Source organism: Methanoculleus sp. SDB (genome assembly GCA_001412355.1).
In the GTDB taxonomy this organism is placed as follows: domain Archaea; phylum Halobacteriota; class Methanomicrobia; order Methanomicrobiales; family Methanomicrobiaceae; genus LKUD01.
Window position 1 is genome coordinate 37,189 of the sequence record LKUD01000052.1, and the last position, 14,073, is coordinate 51,261.

Here is a 14,073-nt window from a genome sequence, read left to right on the forward strand (position 1 = left end):
TTCACCTTCCGTAGAGTATCTTTGCGATGCCGAACAGGAGGTCGTCCTGCATTCGCTCCATTCGTGCCTCGAAGGTATTGTTGAGTGTGATTTTACCGGATTTTGACCTGAGTATCACTCCGCCGCCCGCGATGGCGCATTCGGACAGCAGCGTAAGGGGGGGTGCCCGACCGGACAGGTCTTTGAGGAGCGCGGCAACGAGAGTCCGGTCGCGCTCGGTGCATACCACGGAAACCTCTTCCGCACCCAGTTCGGCAAGGCCGCTCTGGATCAGGTTTTCCAGAACCTGCCTGTACCCGCTCGTCCCGACGAGGACGGTTAGCGCCTTCTCCGCTTCCATGAAACAGTGCGAGATCCCTGCCTCACGCTCCACCCGGACGATGCGCCGGGCATCCATCGATGCCTGCGAGAGGATCTTTTTCACGGCAGCACGGATCTCCCGTTTCCCGTCCGCGAGGATGCGTGCATACTCCGCATCGGCGGTTTTACGGGCATCGGCGACTATTGCCCGGACCTTTTTTTCGCATTCGGACTGTATGCTCTGGATTTCGCTATCCGTATCCGCATCAATCCGGCTGATGATGGTTTCAAGACTCATGGTTCCGATCGGCTGTTTAAGCCCCTCCGAAAAGTCCGATTCCGAACATGATCAGGATAGCTATCAGGAGCCCGAAGATCGCGAAGGTCTCGGACATCACCGCGAAGATAAGAGCCCTGCCCATGACATCGGGATTCCGGGCGGTGGCGACGATGCCCGCTCCCGCCGTGATGCCCTGACCTATCCCCGACAATCCGGCAAACCCGATGGCAATGCCGCTCCCGATTGCCGCAAAACCGACCGCCGCGGGCAGGGTGTAGACGCCCGTGAACATGCCGGTGAACGCCATCAGCAGGATGGCAACCAGCAAACCGTAAATCGCCTGCGTTTCCGGAAGGACCGAGAACACAAGGCCTTTTCCAACCGCCTCGCTGTCGCGTCCCGCGACGGCAACCCCGCTGCTTGCTGCGATGCCCTGTCCGATTGCGGAAAGCCCGGACAACCCGACTGCGATGCCGACACCGAGCGCCGTAAGGCCGACGGAAACCGGTACGTCCGCGGACCCGCCGCCAAGGACGCCCGTGCTCATGAGGAGGAGAATTGCAATAAGCAGCCCGTATATCCCCTGGGTCTGGGGGAGTGCCTGGAATACGAGGGCGACGCCGAATTTATCCTGATCGACCGCAGTGACTCCGGCGGCAGCTGCTCCTGCAATTCCAACGCCTATACCTGCTCCGAGTGCTGAGATTCCCACAGCCAGACCCGCTCCGATGATGACAAGAACCGTACCCACACTTAGCACCATATCACTCGCCTCCCTGAAGCTCTGTTCTATCCCGGCGAACGAAAAACGGTGCGAACTCCTTTCCGCCGCCACTGTAAAATTTTCCGAAAAATTCGACGAACTGCAGCCTCAGCGAGTGGATAAACGCACCGAGCGTCTGCAGGACGAAATTGAATGTCTGCCCGATGACAAAGACGGCGACCGCCGCAACCATCATCACCGGGTGGTCACCCGATACCATCTGGGTGAGAATATTGACGGTCATCGCGATTCCACCCGTTGCAAGGGCAAGCGCGAGAAGCCGGGCGTAAGAGAGCCAGTCACCCAGAAATCCGGTAAAGTCGAAGAGGCCCAGGAGGCCCTTGTCTGAGAGGACCAGTGCCACCCCGATGAGTGCCGCCGCGTAAGCCGGAATCCTGAGAAGAGTGCCCGGCGCCCCCCATCCGAAGAACTCAAAGATCATAACGGCGGCCCCCGGCTGGATCAGAAACCATGACAGCTGTTCGTGCATGAGAAGGCGCATCCGCTTTTTCCGCAGATTCTGGTGTGCGGCCAGGAGAAGGCCGAGATTGATCTGGAGCACCCCGATTATGAGGGCGATCTGCAGGAACTCTATGGGAGACTTCAGTGCATTGAAAATGACAAACGGCGGCTGTATCCCGAAAAAGCGGGGCAGAACATCTCCCATATACCCTCCCTGAAGAATGCCCGAAACAACGGTGGCTGCTCCGGCAACCATCAGGATGATGCTCATGTCCCTCATGGACGGGCTTACCCTTCCGAGCCCGTTTTTCAGCAAGGCTCCGAGCAGCACGATGAAGAGGCCGTAGACCGCGTCGCCGAGCATCAGGGCGAAGAAGATGATGAGGAGCGGGGCGGTAAAGAACGTCGGATCGATCTCATCGTAATTCGGCCGGGCAAACATCGTCGTGATCAGCTCAAACGGACGCAGCCACGGGGGATTGTCGTACACGATCGGGACGTCCCCGTCATCGCCGGGATCGGCAAACGAGCAGAATGCATGCCCATCCGTGACACCGAGGCAGAGTTTTTCACATGCCGCTGCGTTTTTTTTCGCCACCCACCCTTCGATGAAGACGGTATGGTTGGTTTTCCCGAAGTTCATGCGGGAAAGCATCCTGACTTTCTCTATCCCCAGCTCCTCGTGGACGGTGAGCAGCGGCGTGGCGAAGCGGTCATCTATCTCTGTCAGACGGGCCTTCAATGCCTTTTCCTGTTCCTCAAGCGCTACAATCTCGGCATCGATCTCCGCTATGACGTCGGCGGGTCTTCCGGATACCGGATCGTAGTCGAGAACGGCGATTCTTCGGTCGCGGAGGATTTTCTGCACGGCTTCGCGGTTCTCGCGAAGCGTGGTGATGACTGCGATGTACCGGTCCCGCATTTCCGCTGTTGCGATCACGAGTTCGTCTCCTCCGGCATCGCGGAGGGCGGCCTGGACGCTGTTCCATGCCTCCGGCGGAGCTGATACCGGAATGGTGCAGAGACAGGCGGATTCCCCGAGGTGCCGGAAATCGATATCCAGCGGGGAGAGGTACCCGGCGGTTTCACGTGTTATCTCCCTGCGTCCGATGCGTTCCCGCAGGGATTCGAGTTCCCTCCGGATGGCAAGGGCGTCATCGGCACCCGACGTCACAGCCTCCCGCTCGCGGCATAGTTCGGAGAAGTCTTTTTTCCTGACAGGTATTTTCGGAACGGGGCGGGGGAAGAGCATCTCCCGGATCGAGCGGGGTGTGGTGTCATGCGATCCGTGCAGTGCATCGAGGATCACGGTGACCTTCTGGAGTTCCTCCGTGCACCTGTCGATATCCGGCGTTCGTTCCGCCTCATGAAGCAGTGCAGAGATGTCACTCGCCCTGTCCCAGATGTTGATGATCTCCATGATACCGGCTTCATGAAGGGTTGCGATGATCGTATCCTGATATGATTCATGAACCCCGATGATTGCCTTCTGCATCTCCAGAGGTAGAAACATCCCTCTCACCCGTTACCGCGTCGAGGATAATCCGCACTGCATCCGGAATGTTCCGGCTTCGCTGCTTTTTGATGACGTCCGCTTTTTTACGGGCATCTTCCCTGATGCGGTCTGCTTCAGCGATTGCAGCCTCTTCGGCCTCGAGGCGCATCGAGAGGACGGTGTCGCCGGCTTCCTGCCTCCTTTTTAAAAGGAGGTCCGTGGCATCTTTTTCTGCCGCGGAAATCCGGGCTTCACTCTCGTGTCGTGCAGCCTCGAGGCGTGCGATCGCTGCTGCTTCCGCATTTTTAATCTCGTCAATTTCGTTTCGGGCCATAATCGATTCCCGATCCCGACGCAATACAATTAGCAGTGTGTATTACACTACTTATATTTGTTTTTTATTTGACATTATTCATAAAATTTATAGGATCCCGGTAATAATTGCACATTTTTTACGGTTGATCTTCCTGCGTCGGTGTGCAGGTCAGGGAACGTGAGATTTTGTACCCCTTTCGTGGGATGTCCCGCCCTGCATGCGATATGGCAGTTGTCCGCTGATCCCCGCGTGTCCCGGCAGGCTGATGCCTGCGGGGACCTGTCGTCACTTGCCGGGCCCGGTGCGGATCAGGGCACAGATGATCAGGAATACAAGCCCCGATGCAGCGGCCGTTTCGATAAAAAGCCCTGCCAGGAGTGCTGCGGAAAAGAAGGCCTCATATCCGGCTGTCCCGGCGGTTCCCAAGGCCGCCGCACCCGCATCGAAGGCTATGCCGAGGACGGGCAGGCGGTCCGCGAAGAGCGGTGAGGGCCCGCCCGGCCATGTTTCCGGGTTGGCGAGCAGGGCGACGAGGAACGGGAACTGGAAGACGGCACCGGCAATGAGGGCGTTTCGTCTCACGCTCCCTGACAGGCGCCCCGGAAATCCCGCAAACGGCATGAGGACACCCGTTGCCGACACCGTCGCGATTGCCCCGAGGATGGCCGCAGCCCCCGCCGCTCCGGTTCCGATCAGCCCGGCCGTCATGAGCATGACGGCCGCGAGTGCGGCGAGTGCGGCCACGATGAGGAGGACGGCGACGGGATGCCGGCGGCTGCGTGCGGAAAGGGCTTCGGGCCCGATGATGAGCCGGTCAAGGAGAACGGGATAGGCGATGACGGCTACAAGTGCGAGCACCAGCCCGGCCGGCAGGATGAATCCCGGCACACCGCTGCCCGCCATATCTCACACCGCCCCCGTCCGCATTCCCGGTCCCGTCATCAGTTCTTCAGGGAAATATCCCCGCCCGGCGGGATAAACATTTCTCGGATCCGGCGGGAGAATGGCCGAAGCGTCCGGAGCCCCTGACCCCGGGACCACCGGGGCCTGCACGCAGGCCGGCGGGCATGACCTCCGGAGACTTCCCGGACCCACAGGCCACGAAGCCCTCACACCCGGATCCCGGGGCCCTTCACTGAAAAAGGTTACTATCTCTCAGGAGAATATACGTGAGGCAAGTATTTGGGCGAGGGTTGCTGAGCCTGGCCAAAGGCGCCGGACTTAAGATCCGGTCCCGCAGGGGTCCGTGGGTTCGAATCCCACCCCTCGCATCTTTTTGTGGGGTTATTACTAAGACGAAAAAAGGCGACATTCTGATTCTGGGTGTACGCGATAGCTGATCACCCCCCTCTGTCAAGTGTTACAATTTCTACTGGGGCATTGACTTAGAAATTAGGTATAGGAAATCGACATATTTTTCTCAATATATACATGTGATAATCGGTACCGATACTACGCTATGCATGGCAGAAATTTTTATTTTATTATTTTTAATAACGGGTTGTCATATTATACTCACGTGATACTATCACCCACGTATAATGACGTTCATTGAAATTATTAGGGGGATGTCATATGAGGAAACGGATTGTACTGGGAATATTGCTGATAGCAATGTGTATTATTGGTACGGCAAGTGCAACAAAGGATTTAGAATTTGGTATTCGGGTTGATGTCGTTGCCACACCCGATCCCGTTGCACCAGGTGGTATTCTGGAGTATTACATCGACTATTCTGTTTTTAGTCTCTCACAGATTGGTGCAGATGGTAAACAAACTATAGGTATATCCTATGATCCGGCTGACCTGGAATTTATTTCGGCATCACGTTCAGCGTTGTCCGAGTCTCCGGGTGTTGTAGCGTTTGATTTAGGTTTCGGATCCGGATCGATGTCGATATACATGAAAGTACTTCGCGCAACGCCGGGTATCATCGCAACCGAATTTCATTCATTAGCCCTAACGGGCCCTCCGGAATTCTCCTATATAGGCGAAAGTCGCAGTACGATTACCACTGACGTGACAATTCCAAGTGCGGTTCCTGAATTTCCCTCGATGGCAATTCCGGTCGTGATTATTATAGGAATGGCATTTTTGATTCTCTTTATTCGTAAGTGAACGAGGGAATATAAATCATTTTTTTCAAACACTCGTTCTTGGAGATGTGACAATTCTCGCCCTCCCGCTCCCCCCCCTTGCCGGCCTGCTTTTCACGGTTGTGGCGATACGGCGGAAGAAATAGCATTCCTTCTTTTATTTCATCCCCGTTTCTCCAACCGCTTCCGCACATGCCTGTTCATCGTGAATGGCTTGTCTCTCATCGCATTCTGTTTCAGGTAATGCAGCATCACTTTCCGTGCACCCGTAGGCTGCAGTCGCAGTGCATACCTTTCCGTCCTCACAAAATCCTTCGCCGTCATCACATCTGTTTCAACACGATTGATGATCGCCATATCCACAAGGAACCGGAATAGCTCCTGCAGGTCATACGCCAGGCTGTTCTTGCCCGGCTGCATCTCGTGCAGGAACCCTACATGAGCATCAAGGCCGGTGGCGTTGATCGCCAGGAGGCATTCCGCTTCAAGAAGCGAATACCCGTAGTTCAGCATATTATTGACCTAATCCCCCGCTCCGGATGGCCGCATATTACCGGTAACGCCACGGGCGGATTCGATGATTTTACTTCCTGCGGAAGTGCATTGCATATCTTTAAGCCAATTAAAAGTTACCGGACAAGTGACTCCGGACAGGGAGTAATGATAACGGAGCGTGAAAAGCATGAAAAGTCTGGCAATCTGTACATTCGCTGTGCTTCTGCTGGCACTGGTGCCGGGTGCGGCAGCGGTTGATGTCACCATGTATGAATGGGACCTGAATGTGGATGGCGTTCTCTATAGTGCGGGAGGATCCGGCTATCCGGCCGGGGTGGACCTTACCGGTTTTGATCCTTCCACGGGACTGGGAGTAATTGCTGTCCGGGTAAACAAACCGGGAACACATACCGTTCTTGGATTTTTCGATGCAGAAATCGATGAAGTCATCAACACGTACTTCAATGAATTCGGAGACACTCACGGCTCCCCTGCTCCGGGGCAGGTCTGGGAAATTGATGAACCGGGTTATGTGTATGGGAATATCCATGATAATTTCATCGGCATGACGCTGGACAACACGAACGGTGTGCCCGCTTCATTTCCTGACGACGTATCCATGGCGACGGGATGGCATCAATTCACCCTTGGAGATGGGCAGGCGGCAACAATCCTTTTCTCTCTCTCAATGACGCCTCCTTCCTCGGGATTTTACCTTCTGCATACGGACCCGGAATCTTCTGCGACGATCTATTTACAGAGTTCGCTCGCAATTGAACCCGTCTCCGTCCCCGAATTCCCCACCCTCGCTCTTCCGCTCATCACCCTCATCGGCCTGCTGTTCACGGTCGGGGCAGTGCAAAGGATGAAGTAATTCATTCTCTTTTTCATAAATAGAGTAGTAATGAAGAGTTCGAATGCCCGTGCACAATGGGGGAGAACCAATGCGTGTAATAACGATATTCTATTCATATTCCGGGATCACCCGGGGCATTGCAGAGAAAATACAGGAGGCCTGCGGGGGTGACCTTGTCGAGGTGAAAGCCGTTACGCCCTATTCCACGATCACCGCGTACTCTCTGGGGTGCTACCGGGCAATGAAGGGGGAGTGCGACGAAATAGAGCCGGCTTCCATCGACGTTTCCGCATCCGATAGTATCGTGATCGGAACTCCCGTCTGGGCGTTTCGGGCGACTCCCGCGATCAACGGTGCGGTCGAGGCGCTCACCGGATGCGAAGGGAAAACCGCCGTCCTGTTTGCCACCTGCGGCGGGATGGCAAAGGATACGCTCCCATTCCTTGCAGAAGCGCTGGCGGCAAAGGATGTCCGGATCGCAGGAGAGTATGTGTTCGACAAAAATGACGTGGGGGACAGCGATACAATCGACGCCCTGATAGCTGCGGTCAAATTCGCCGGAGGTTCTGACTGAAAAAATCTTCTCGCCGATCTGTCATCAGATAAAGCGTAATACTTTTTAAAAATAAAAACCAAGGCGAAATCCTCAACCCAGTCTGAATGCCAGAATCCGGTGTGCTTTCTTCGCGGCGGAAAAAAGGCCGGCGATCCTGAAGATCAGTCCGTAGCCTGCATCCAGCTTTTTAATCTCGTCCGAATCAGTGAAATACCATTCCTCGACGAATGATATCCCGTCATTCCAGTCTTCGATTTCCCCGGCCTCGTCGATCCCCCAGCAGACCTCCGCACCGGTTTTATCGATGGAGGGATGCCTCGACATCCCTTTTACCGCCCGCTTGCTGAATGAGTCGAATACCAGCAGACATCCGGGAAAAGTCTCCTGCAATTTAAGAACCAGGGATTTGACATCCTCCTCCCGGAGGTACATGAACAGTCCCTCGGCGATTATGAGAAAAGGTCCCGGATTTCCGGCAGGAATCTCCGTCCAGCTCAAATCCGTCACTGATGAGGGAATCAGATGGTAACGATCCGATGCATCATGGAAATGCCTTCTCAGCTCAATCACGTCCGGATAATCAAGGTCGTACCATTCCACACGCCCATTGTCAACCCTGAAAAACCGGGAATCCAGACCGCAGCCCAGATGGAGAACCGTGCCATTCGGATTATTTTCAAGAAACGCTCTCGCGTAGTGATCGAACTGTTTCGCCCGGATGCAGATCGTAACATGGGTCTGTTTCGGCACTTTCAATAGCGAAAAGTCATAATCGATGCTCTCAACCATTCTGACGGCATTTTGATCCGATATTACAGGATTATCCTTCATGGTTTCACGGGCTTTGCAGATGAGAGGAACCAGCAGTGTTTCCTTCTCTTTATCAAATCTGATCTTATAGTGTTCCATATATGCCCCCAAACCGGTCAGGATAGCTGTTGTTGTGATGATTATTCAGAATCAGACGTTATCCATGTAATTTACTTGAAAGATCATTCAAGATTGAACAAAGAAAAAGGTATTCTCTATCAAAATTTTTCAGGCATCAGCTGTCTCTCCGGTTATGATGCATTATCTCTGGATGTTTTCCGGTACATCACTCCCTGAAAGATGGCAATCCGTGTCCCTTCCCCATCAATGATGATAACGGTATAGAAAACAAGCTTTGGATTTATGCAAATTCCTTAGCGTCTGCTATAGTGTGCCTTCCCGTGCGGCCGTGAGATCTGAGATATGGGCGTTGATGGCGGGGGGATTTTGGTGCCTGGGATGAGAAGGCTGAAGTCGCTGACTGGATCCTCCGTTGTTAATATCATTGAGGCCGGGTATTGCAAATCTCAGGCTGATAAGCGGGGGAGATTGACCGGGTGCCCAAATTCATCCGGTTAAAAATGACCATAGCCCTTTCAGGGAAAAAAAGTTGTTCAGACCGGGAGCACCCGGCCGCCATAGATCTCGTTGATGACTGCGGCAATACCCATGTAAAGCGCCAGAGCGCCGGCAACAATACCGGTAAGACCGGCAAGGGTATGGATCAGGTGCACGCCCGTCAGGTTTGCGGCCACGAGGAGCACCACCAGAAGCACGACTGCCGCGAGGGTGATCTGCAGGAGACGGTGCATTTTCAGGCTGCAGATAAAGAGCCCGACGATCAGGATACCCCAGACAGACAGGAATGCCGCGAGATCAACAGGGGTTGGTGCCGTGGCAAGGCCGAGCGCCGGCATCATCAGGATTGCCGCGAAGGAGATCCAGAACAGCCCGAAACTCCCGAAGGTGACCATGCCGAAGGTGTTGTTCTTCCTCCATTCCATAAGACCGACGATGAGCTGGGCAAGTCCGCCATAGAAGAGCGCCATCGAGACGATGGGGCTGGTCAGCCCTGTTGCTCCGGCATTGTGGATGCTGAGCAAAATTGTGGTCATCCCGAATGCACAGAGCCCGAGTGGTGCAGGGTTTGCGGTATTGTCAATCAGGAAGAGGTTGTTCCTGCTCTTTTCTTCGATTGGTTCCATAAAATTTCACTCACTCCTATAAACCGGTGCAGAAAAACCCTGACAAGCTGATAAAATTCGGCTATGATGCACCGTGCCGTTAACGTTATGGTGCATACTATTAAACGATTTTTATCTGATCATGATATAAATTAGGGGTGGTGCACCATTTTTTCGACTATGATGTGATGGTGCACCAAAATTGATCCGCACTCCGGAATACGTTACATATGGCCCCGGCGAAGCCTTCCTGAAAATGCAGTATAATGCACCCTTTATTATAACGCCGGGTGGAAACCCTCAAAATGGTATGTATTCATTGCTATTTGCAAAAATATCGCATGAATTTGGTTTTTAACGGGTCATGTTACCGTGATCCGGATTTATAGTATAGGGAGTTTGTTTTTTTTGCAAAAACGTATATTCTGGTCTTTTTTGTAAAAATACCTGCGCAGTAACACTTTTATGAATTCAGACAAAATATTGTATGTAAAATTTTTCCGGTGTTATCTTAAAATACCGGTCTGAATTGGTTGTGTTATCGTGTTAGGTAAAAGATTGAATGTGTTTTTCATTATTGGAATTATTCTGTGCGCAGGAATTCTGGCTGCGGGATGCACGGGCCAGGATGGGAACCTGCAGGCAACGGATGGGGGGACAACGGACACCGGAGTGAAGGAAAAAGTAGTCCTCATCGCCATCCCCTACGATACCGAAACCTCCAGCGGAAATGTTCTCAAGCTGGTATTTGACCAGGCAGGATATGATCTTGAGATAAAGGCCGTCGATGTGGGTCTTGCATGGCAGGGCCTTGCCGAAGGCTCCGGTGACTTCTTCGTGGGTGCATGGCTCCCGACCTGTCACGGGCAGTATCTGGAGAGTGTGGGGGACGACATTGAGTTTGTCCGGATCAACATGCAGGGTACCCGGTGCGGCCTCGCGGTCCCGTCATACGTCACCATCGACTCGATTGAGGAACTGAACTCCGTAAAGGACAAATTTGACGGAACGATCATCGGCATTGAGCCCGGCGCCGGCATCATGCGGGGAACCGACAAGGCAATCGAGGACTATGGCCTTGAATATACGCTCCAGGCCGGCAGTGAAGCCGGCATGGTGGCATCATTGAAATCGGCGATAAAAGACGGGGACTGGATCGTTGTCACCGGTTGGTCGCCACACTGGAAGTTTGTCAAGTGGGATCTCAAGTATCTCGACGACCCCCAAAACATCTACGGCGGTGAGGAGTATATCGCCACCTACACCCGGATGGGTCTGGCGGATGAGATGCCGGAGGTCTATGCCATCCTCGAGCGGTTCCACTGGGAGGCTGCTGATATGGAATCCATCATGCTCGACATGAATGAGGGGATGACAGAGGAGGATGCCGCCTTGAAATGGGTGAATGCTCATCCCGAACAGGTCGCCGAGTGGCTCGGAAAGGCCTGAAAATCCACCTTTTTTACTATTTATTTATCCCGGCTTATTCCGTAAAAGATGGCACTTTCGTGATATATCCCGAAACTGTCCGTTCATTGCTCCGCCTACCGCACCGTACCAATCGCTGGGGAGATCTGTCGGATGGCAGGAGCCGTGGCGTTTACCGCCTGATCTTTCGTGGGGGGCCGGATGGCTCGTGCTCCGGTGGAGGAACGTCATCTCGAAATTGTGCCGGCACACGGCGATCAGGACGGTCCGTTCTACAATGTTTGTATATCCAATAGGTTTATCACTAGTGATAACCGAATCTCACATACGGCAGGCCTTCTCCTTATGCGGACTCGCGGGGTGAGTGAATTTTATGAAAGACTTCAATCCTGACTGGGTGGATGCGAATATTCCATGGCTAAAATCAAAGATTGGTATACTGGAACCCTTTGATCCCTCGTCCGAATTTTATAAGCGTCTGGGAACTGCAGTCTCGAGTACTGAGTTCGCAGAGGCCTGTTCACCCCTCTTCCGGCATGTAGGGCGTCCTGCCCTTACTATTGAATTCGGAGGATTATTCGGGGATACACCCGGCATGTATTCCTGTGGCATCCTATCCAACGGAGCATTGATAAACCGGACTATTAAGATCTCTGCGAATTACCTGCATATCAGGGATTCTGTTGCCCGTGGGCGCACTATCGGTGCGATAGTGGCACATGAGCTTACCCACGACGTTCTTTTCAGCAAGGGGATACAGCGTGAACACGATGCGAATGAAACCCTTACTGATCTGGCATCCATCGCACTCGGATTGGGCAAGCTCATCCTTAACGGCAGGGTTACGGAGATGGACAATAAAATATGGCATCTTGGCTACCTTTCCGAGATTGATATGGTTTATGCCTATAGTAACGTGAACACGCGTACGGGCATCCCTGCAGATCGCCAGATGCGGCTCCTTACGGAGCACGCGAAAAAAACCGTCATCGACAGACTTCGCGACATCGAGAACCACCGGATACGTGAGATGCGGGACCCGGCCCTCGATACAATGAACGAACTGCTGGAGGAATGTTCCCGCCTCGCAGAAAAGCACGGGGATCTTGTGAATCGATATGCCATTATCAGAGAACGCCAGGATCAGTTAAATGCCACACATGCTTTCTGGGAGATCAGCAGCGAAGACAATCAGGTTTTTTCCGCTCTTACTCTTGATATCCATTTTAATAAAACCGAAAAGAGTCTTGCAGAGATCCCGGGTGTTCTTCTGTCCATACGGAAGGAGTGCGACGCCGGTACCGCACGACTCCGGGCATCGCGAATCACGGAAGAGATCGTCAAAAGCGAGAAGGCGAATGCTGTGGTGTGCGAAGCGAACCTCGCATCAGTTGAGAGAAGGCTGGCCGAATTCGCTCAGCATCTGTCCGTTTTTGAAGCCACTCAGGAGAGATATTTCGGACGCCTTGAGAGTTTTACGGCACTCCTTAACATCTGCGAGACTGACATCTCCGCAGTGATATCAGCCAGGTCGGCACTGGCAACCCGGTTTGCCGCATTCACCCGTTTGCCTGATATCCGGAAGAATATCCGGTCACTCGGACCGACCATAGAAGAGATATCGGGATATCTGGTTGATCTTAATAGCCAAAGCGAGGAGAAATGCATCAGGGACTGCATTCAGCGTCTTCAGGCGCTCCTCACAACAAAACCTGTTGATTTCCAGCGTATTTCCCGGGCCTATCCGTCGGTTTCGGATCTTGATCTTTTTATTGCCGATACCAGAAAACGCATAAACCGCCTTGCTTCATACGGATCCCGCTACACTGTTGATTTCACCCGCGTTGAGGAACCATATCTCTCGCTTCTCGATGGTATTATCCTGGGATGCGAAGAGCTGGTTACCGTCACCGACGGAATCACCGCAATGTGCAATCAGATAATCAGCAACCAGCAGCGCATCGAAGCCGGGCATGCCTCACTCCGGATACAGCCGGAGGACGGGGAAATTATTCAGGAAACCATCAGGGCGATTCGTACACGTGAGGTCGAGGATCAGCTTTATCTTCTTCGCAGGGATATCTCCGGTCTTTGCAGACGGGTGAAGGCGCTGCGTGCGGAGATCACGCAGCCTGAGACCGGATCCGGTTTTGATGCGGATGACGGAACTGCCGAATTCACGAACGCCCTCGAATCGATCAAATCGCGTGCCGCAGCACTGGATGCGACGGTTCGGTCCCGGTTGGCGGTGCAGGAGCGATATATTTCTCTCCTCGAAGCAAGCCGCCTCGGGCGTTTTATCCGCGGATTGTTCACGGCTTTGGTATGACATCATCAGCCGGGCCCGCTGTGGAAACAATAGACAGGTATCTTATGGTACGCGGTGAGACATACCCGGCAATGATTGTGCCGTTGCGCGGATTGCCCGGTGTCCGGGGGGCCTGTCGCCATCGCCTGTGAGTGCTGCCAGTGCGGCGACTGCTGCAGCCACATGCAGCTCGTTCACAGCATTACGAAGGACCTCGACAATTACACGTTCGTCGTGTACAACTCCTATTCCGGCGACGTGAAGGAGGTGCGGGTCGATCCCGACAAGATTTCCCTCTTTGAAGACAGGAGCAGTATCGAGACGCTGCCGGAGGCATGCCCCTTTCTGAGGTTTGATCCGGCCGGGAAGGCATGGTGCACGGTCCATCGGACGCGCCCCGATATCTGCCGGGATTATTGCTGCTGGCGCCTGCTGATTCTGGATTCTCGGGGGCGGCGGGCCGGGCGTGTTTTTTACCAGCGTACTTTTATTCCGGATAGTGCCGAACTCGGCCGGCTCTGGGAGCAGGTAAAGCCGACACTGAACGGGCTCGGTGATGCCGAATGGGATGATGCGGTCATCGGCATTCTCACGGCCTCCGGGTACCGGGTGCGGTGGTAGGAGCCGCGTTATCTCCCTTTCCAGTTCCACGATCGGAAGCTAAAGCGCCGGTGATGGTAACAGATTAGTGAGAAAAAAGAAAAATCAGGGTTGTTTGCAAATA

At 53.8% G+C, this 14,073-nt stretch carries 14 protein-coding genes and 1 tRNA gene; 7 read left to right on the plus strand and 8 right to left on the minus strand.

Translation table 11 applies throughout. The annotated features are described in order from the left end of the window. Window position 1: 1 nt before the first annotated feature. The 5 genes from APR53_10890 to APR53_10910 all read right to left on the minus strand — a co-directional run bounded on the left by APR53_10890 (window position 2) and on the right by APR53_10910 (window position 4,519). Window positions 2–598, minus strand: coding sequence for a hypothetical protein (locus tag APR53_10890; GenBank protein KQC04339.1), 597 nt, complete (start codon window positions 596–598; stop codon window positions 2–4). A gap of 16 nt (window positions 599–614) precedes the next feature. Next, on the minus strand, window positions 615–1,343 hold the full coding sequence (locus APR53_10895; GenBank protein ID KQC04340.1) for an ATP synthase subunit K: 729 nt from the start codon (window positions 1,341–1,343) through the stop codon (window positions 615–617). Between the two features lies 1 nt (window position 1,344). Continuing rightward, window positions 1,345–3,300: a hypothetical protein gene (locus APR53_10900; protein ID KQC04341.1), complete on the minus strand. Its 1,956-nt coding sequence runs from the start codon at window positions 3,298–3,300 to the stop codon at window positions 1,345–1,347. After that, window positions 3,272–3,634, minus strand: a complete 363-nt coding sequence (locus APR53_10905) for a hypothetical protein (protein ID KQC04342.1) — start codon at window positions 3,632–3,634, stop codon at window positions 3,272–3,274. Before APR53_10905 ends, APR53_10900 begins: the two co-directional genes overlap by 29 nt. 267 nt (window positions 3,635–3,901) lie before the next feature. Then, complete coding sequence (locus tag APR53_10910) at window positions 3,902–4,519, minus strand: hypothetical protein (protein ID KQC04343.1); 618 nt, start codon at window positions 4,517–4,519, stop codon at window positions 3,902–3,904. 283 nt (window positions 4,520–4,802) lie between these two features. Between APR53_10910 and APR53_10915 the strand changes: the two genes are divergently transcribed. Then, window positions 4,803–4,887: transfer RNA gene (locus APR53_10915), tRNA-Leu, on the plus strand. Window positions 4,888–5,230: 343 nt separating this feature from the next. Beyond that, window positions 5,231–5,734 carry a hypothetical protein gene (locus APR53_10920; GenBank protein KQC04344.1) on the plus strand — a complete coding sequence of 168 codons (504 nt, stop codon included), beginning with the start codon at window positions 5,231–5,233 and terminating at the stop codon, window positions 5,732–5,734. Between the two features lie 140 nt (window positions 5,735–5,874). On the opposite strand, the gene APR53_10925 is transcribed toward APR53_10920, so the two are convergent. Then, complete coding sequence (locus APR53_10925; GenBank protein ID KQC04345.1) at window positions 5,875–6,225, minus strand: hypothetical protein; 351 nt, start codon at window positions 6,223–6,225, stop codon at window positions 5,875–5,877. A gap of 169 nt (window positions 6,226–6,394) precedes the next feature. On the opposite strand from APR53_10925, the gene APR53_10930 reads away from it, so the two are divergent. Further along, window positions 6,395–7,081, plus strand: coding sequence for a hypothetical protein (locus APR53_10930; GenBank protein KQC04346.1), 687 nt, complete (start codon window positions 6,395–6,397; stop codon window positions 7,079–7,081). Between the two features lie 70 nt (window positions 7,082–7,151). Continuing rightward, window positions 7,152–7,637 (plus strand): ArsR family transcriptional regulator, encoded by a 486-nt coding sequence (locus APR53_10935; protein KQC04347.1) that lies wholly within the window; start codon window positions 7,152–7,154, stop codon window positions 7,635–7,637. A 72-nt stretch (window positions 7,638–7,709) separates the two neighbouring features. On the opposite strand, the gene APR53_10940 is transcribed toward APR53_10935, so the two are convergent. Both APR53_10940 and APR53_10945 read right to left on the minus strand, forming a co-directional pair. Continuing rightward, a complete protein-coding gene (locus APR53_10940) occupies window positions 7,710–8,450 on the minus strand; it encodes a hypothetical protein (protein KQC04355.1) in 741 nt (246 codons plus the stop codon). 593 nt (window positions 8,451–9,043) lie between these two features. Next, complete coding sequence (locus APR53_10945) at window positions 9,044–9,634, minus strand: hypothetical protein (GenBank protein ID KQC04348.1); 591 nt, start codon at window positions 9,632–9,634, stop codon at window positions 9,044–9,046. Window positions 9,635–10,156: 522 nt separating this feature from the next. On the opposite strand from APR53_10945, the gene APR53_10950 reads away from it, so the two are divergent. From APR53_10950 to APR53_10960, 3 genes are all read left to right on the plus strand, one after another. Beyond that, window positions 10,157–11,062: a glycine/betaine ABC transporter gene (locus APR53_10950; GenBank protein ID KQC04349.1), complete on the plus strand. Its 906-nt coding sequence runs from the start codon at window positions 10,157–10,159 to the stop codon at window positions 11,060–11,062. A 352-nt stretch (window positions 11,063–11,414) separates the two neighbouring features. Further along, the gene (locus tag APR53_10955; GenBank protein KQC04350.1) at window positions 11,415–13,370 is read left to right on the plus strand and encodes a hypothetical protein; all 1,956 of its coding nucleotides are present in this window, start codon (window positions 11,415–11,417) and stop codon (window positions 13,368–13,370) included. A 162-nt stretch (window positions 13,371–13,532) separates the two neighbouring features. After that, window positions 13,533–13,970, plus strand: coding sequence for a hypothetical protein (locus tag APR53_10960; GenBank protein ID KQC04351.1), 438 nt, complete (start codon window positions 13,533–13,535; stop codon window positions 13,968–13,970). Window positions 13,971–14,073: the final 103 nt, after the last annotated feature.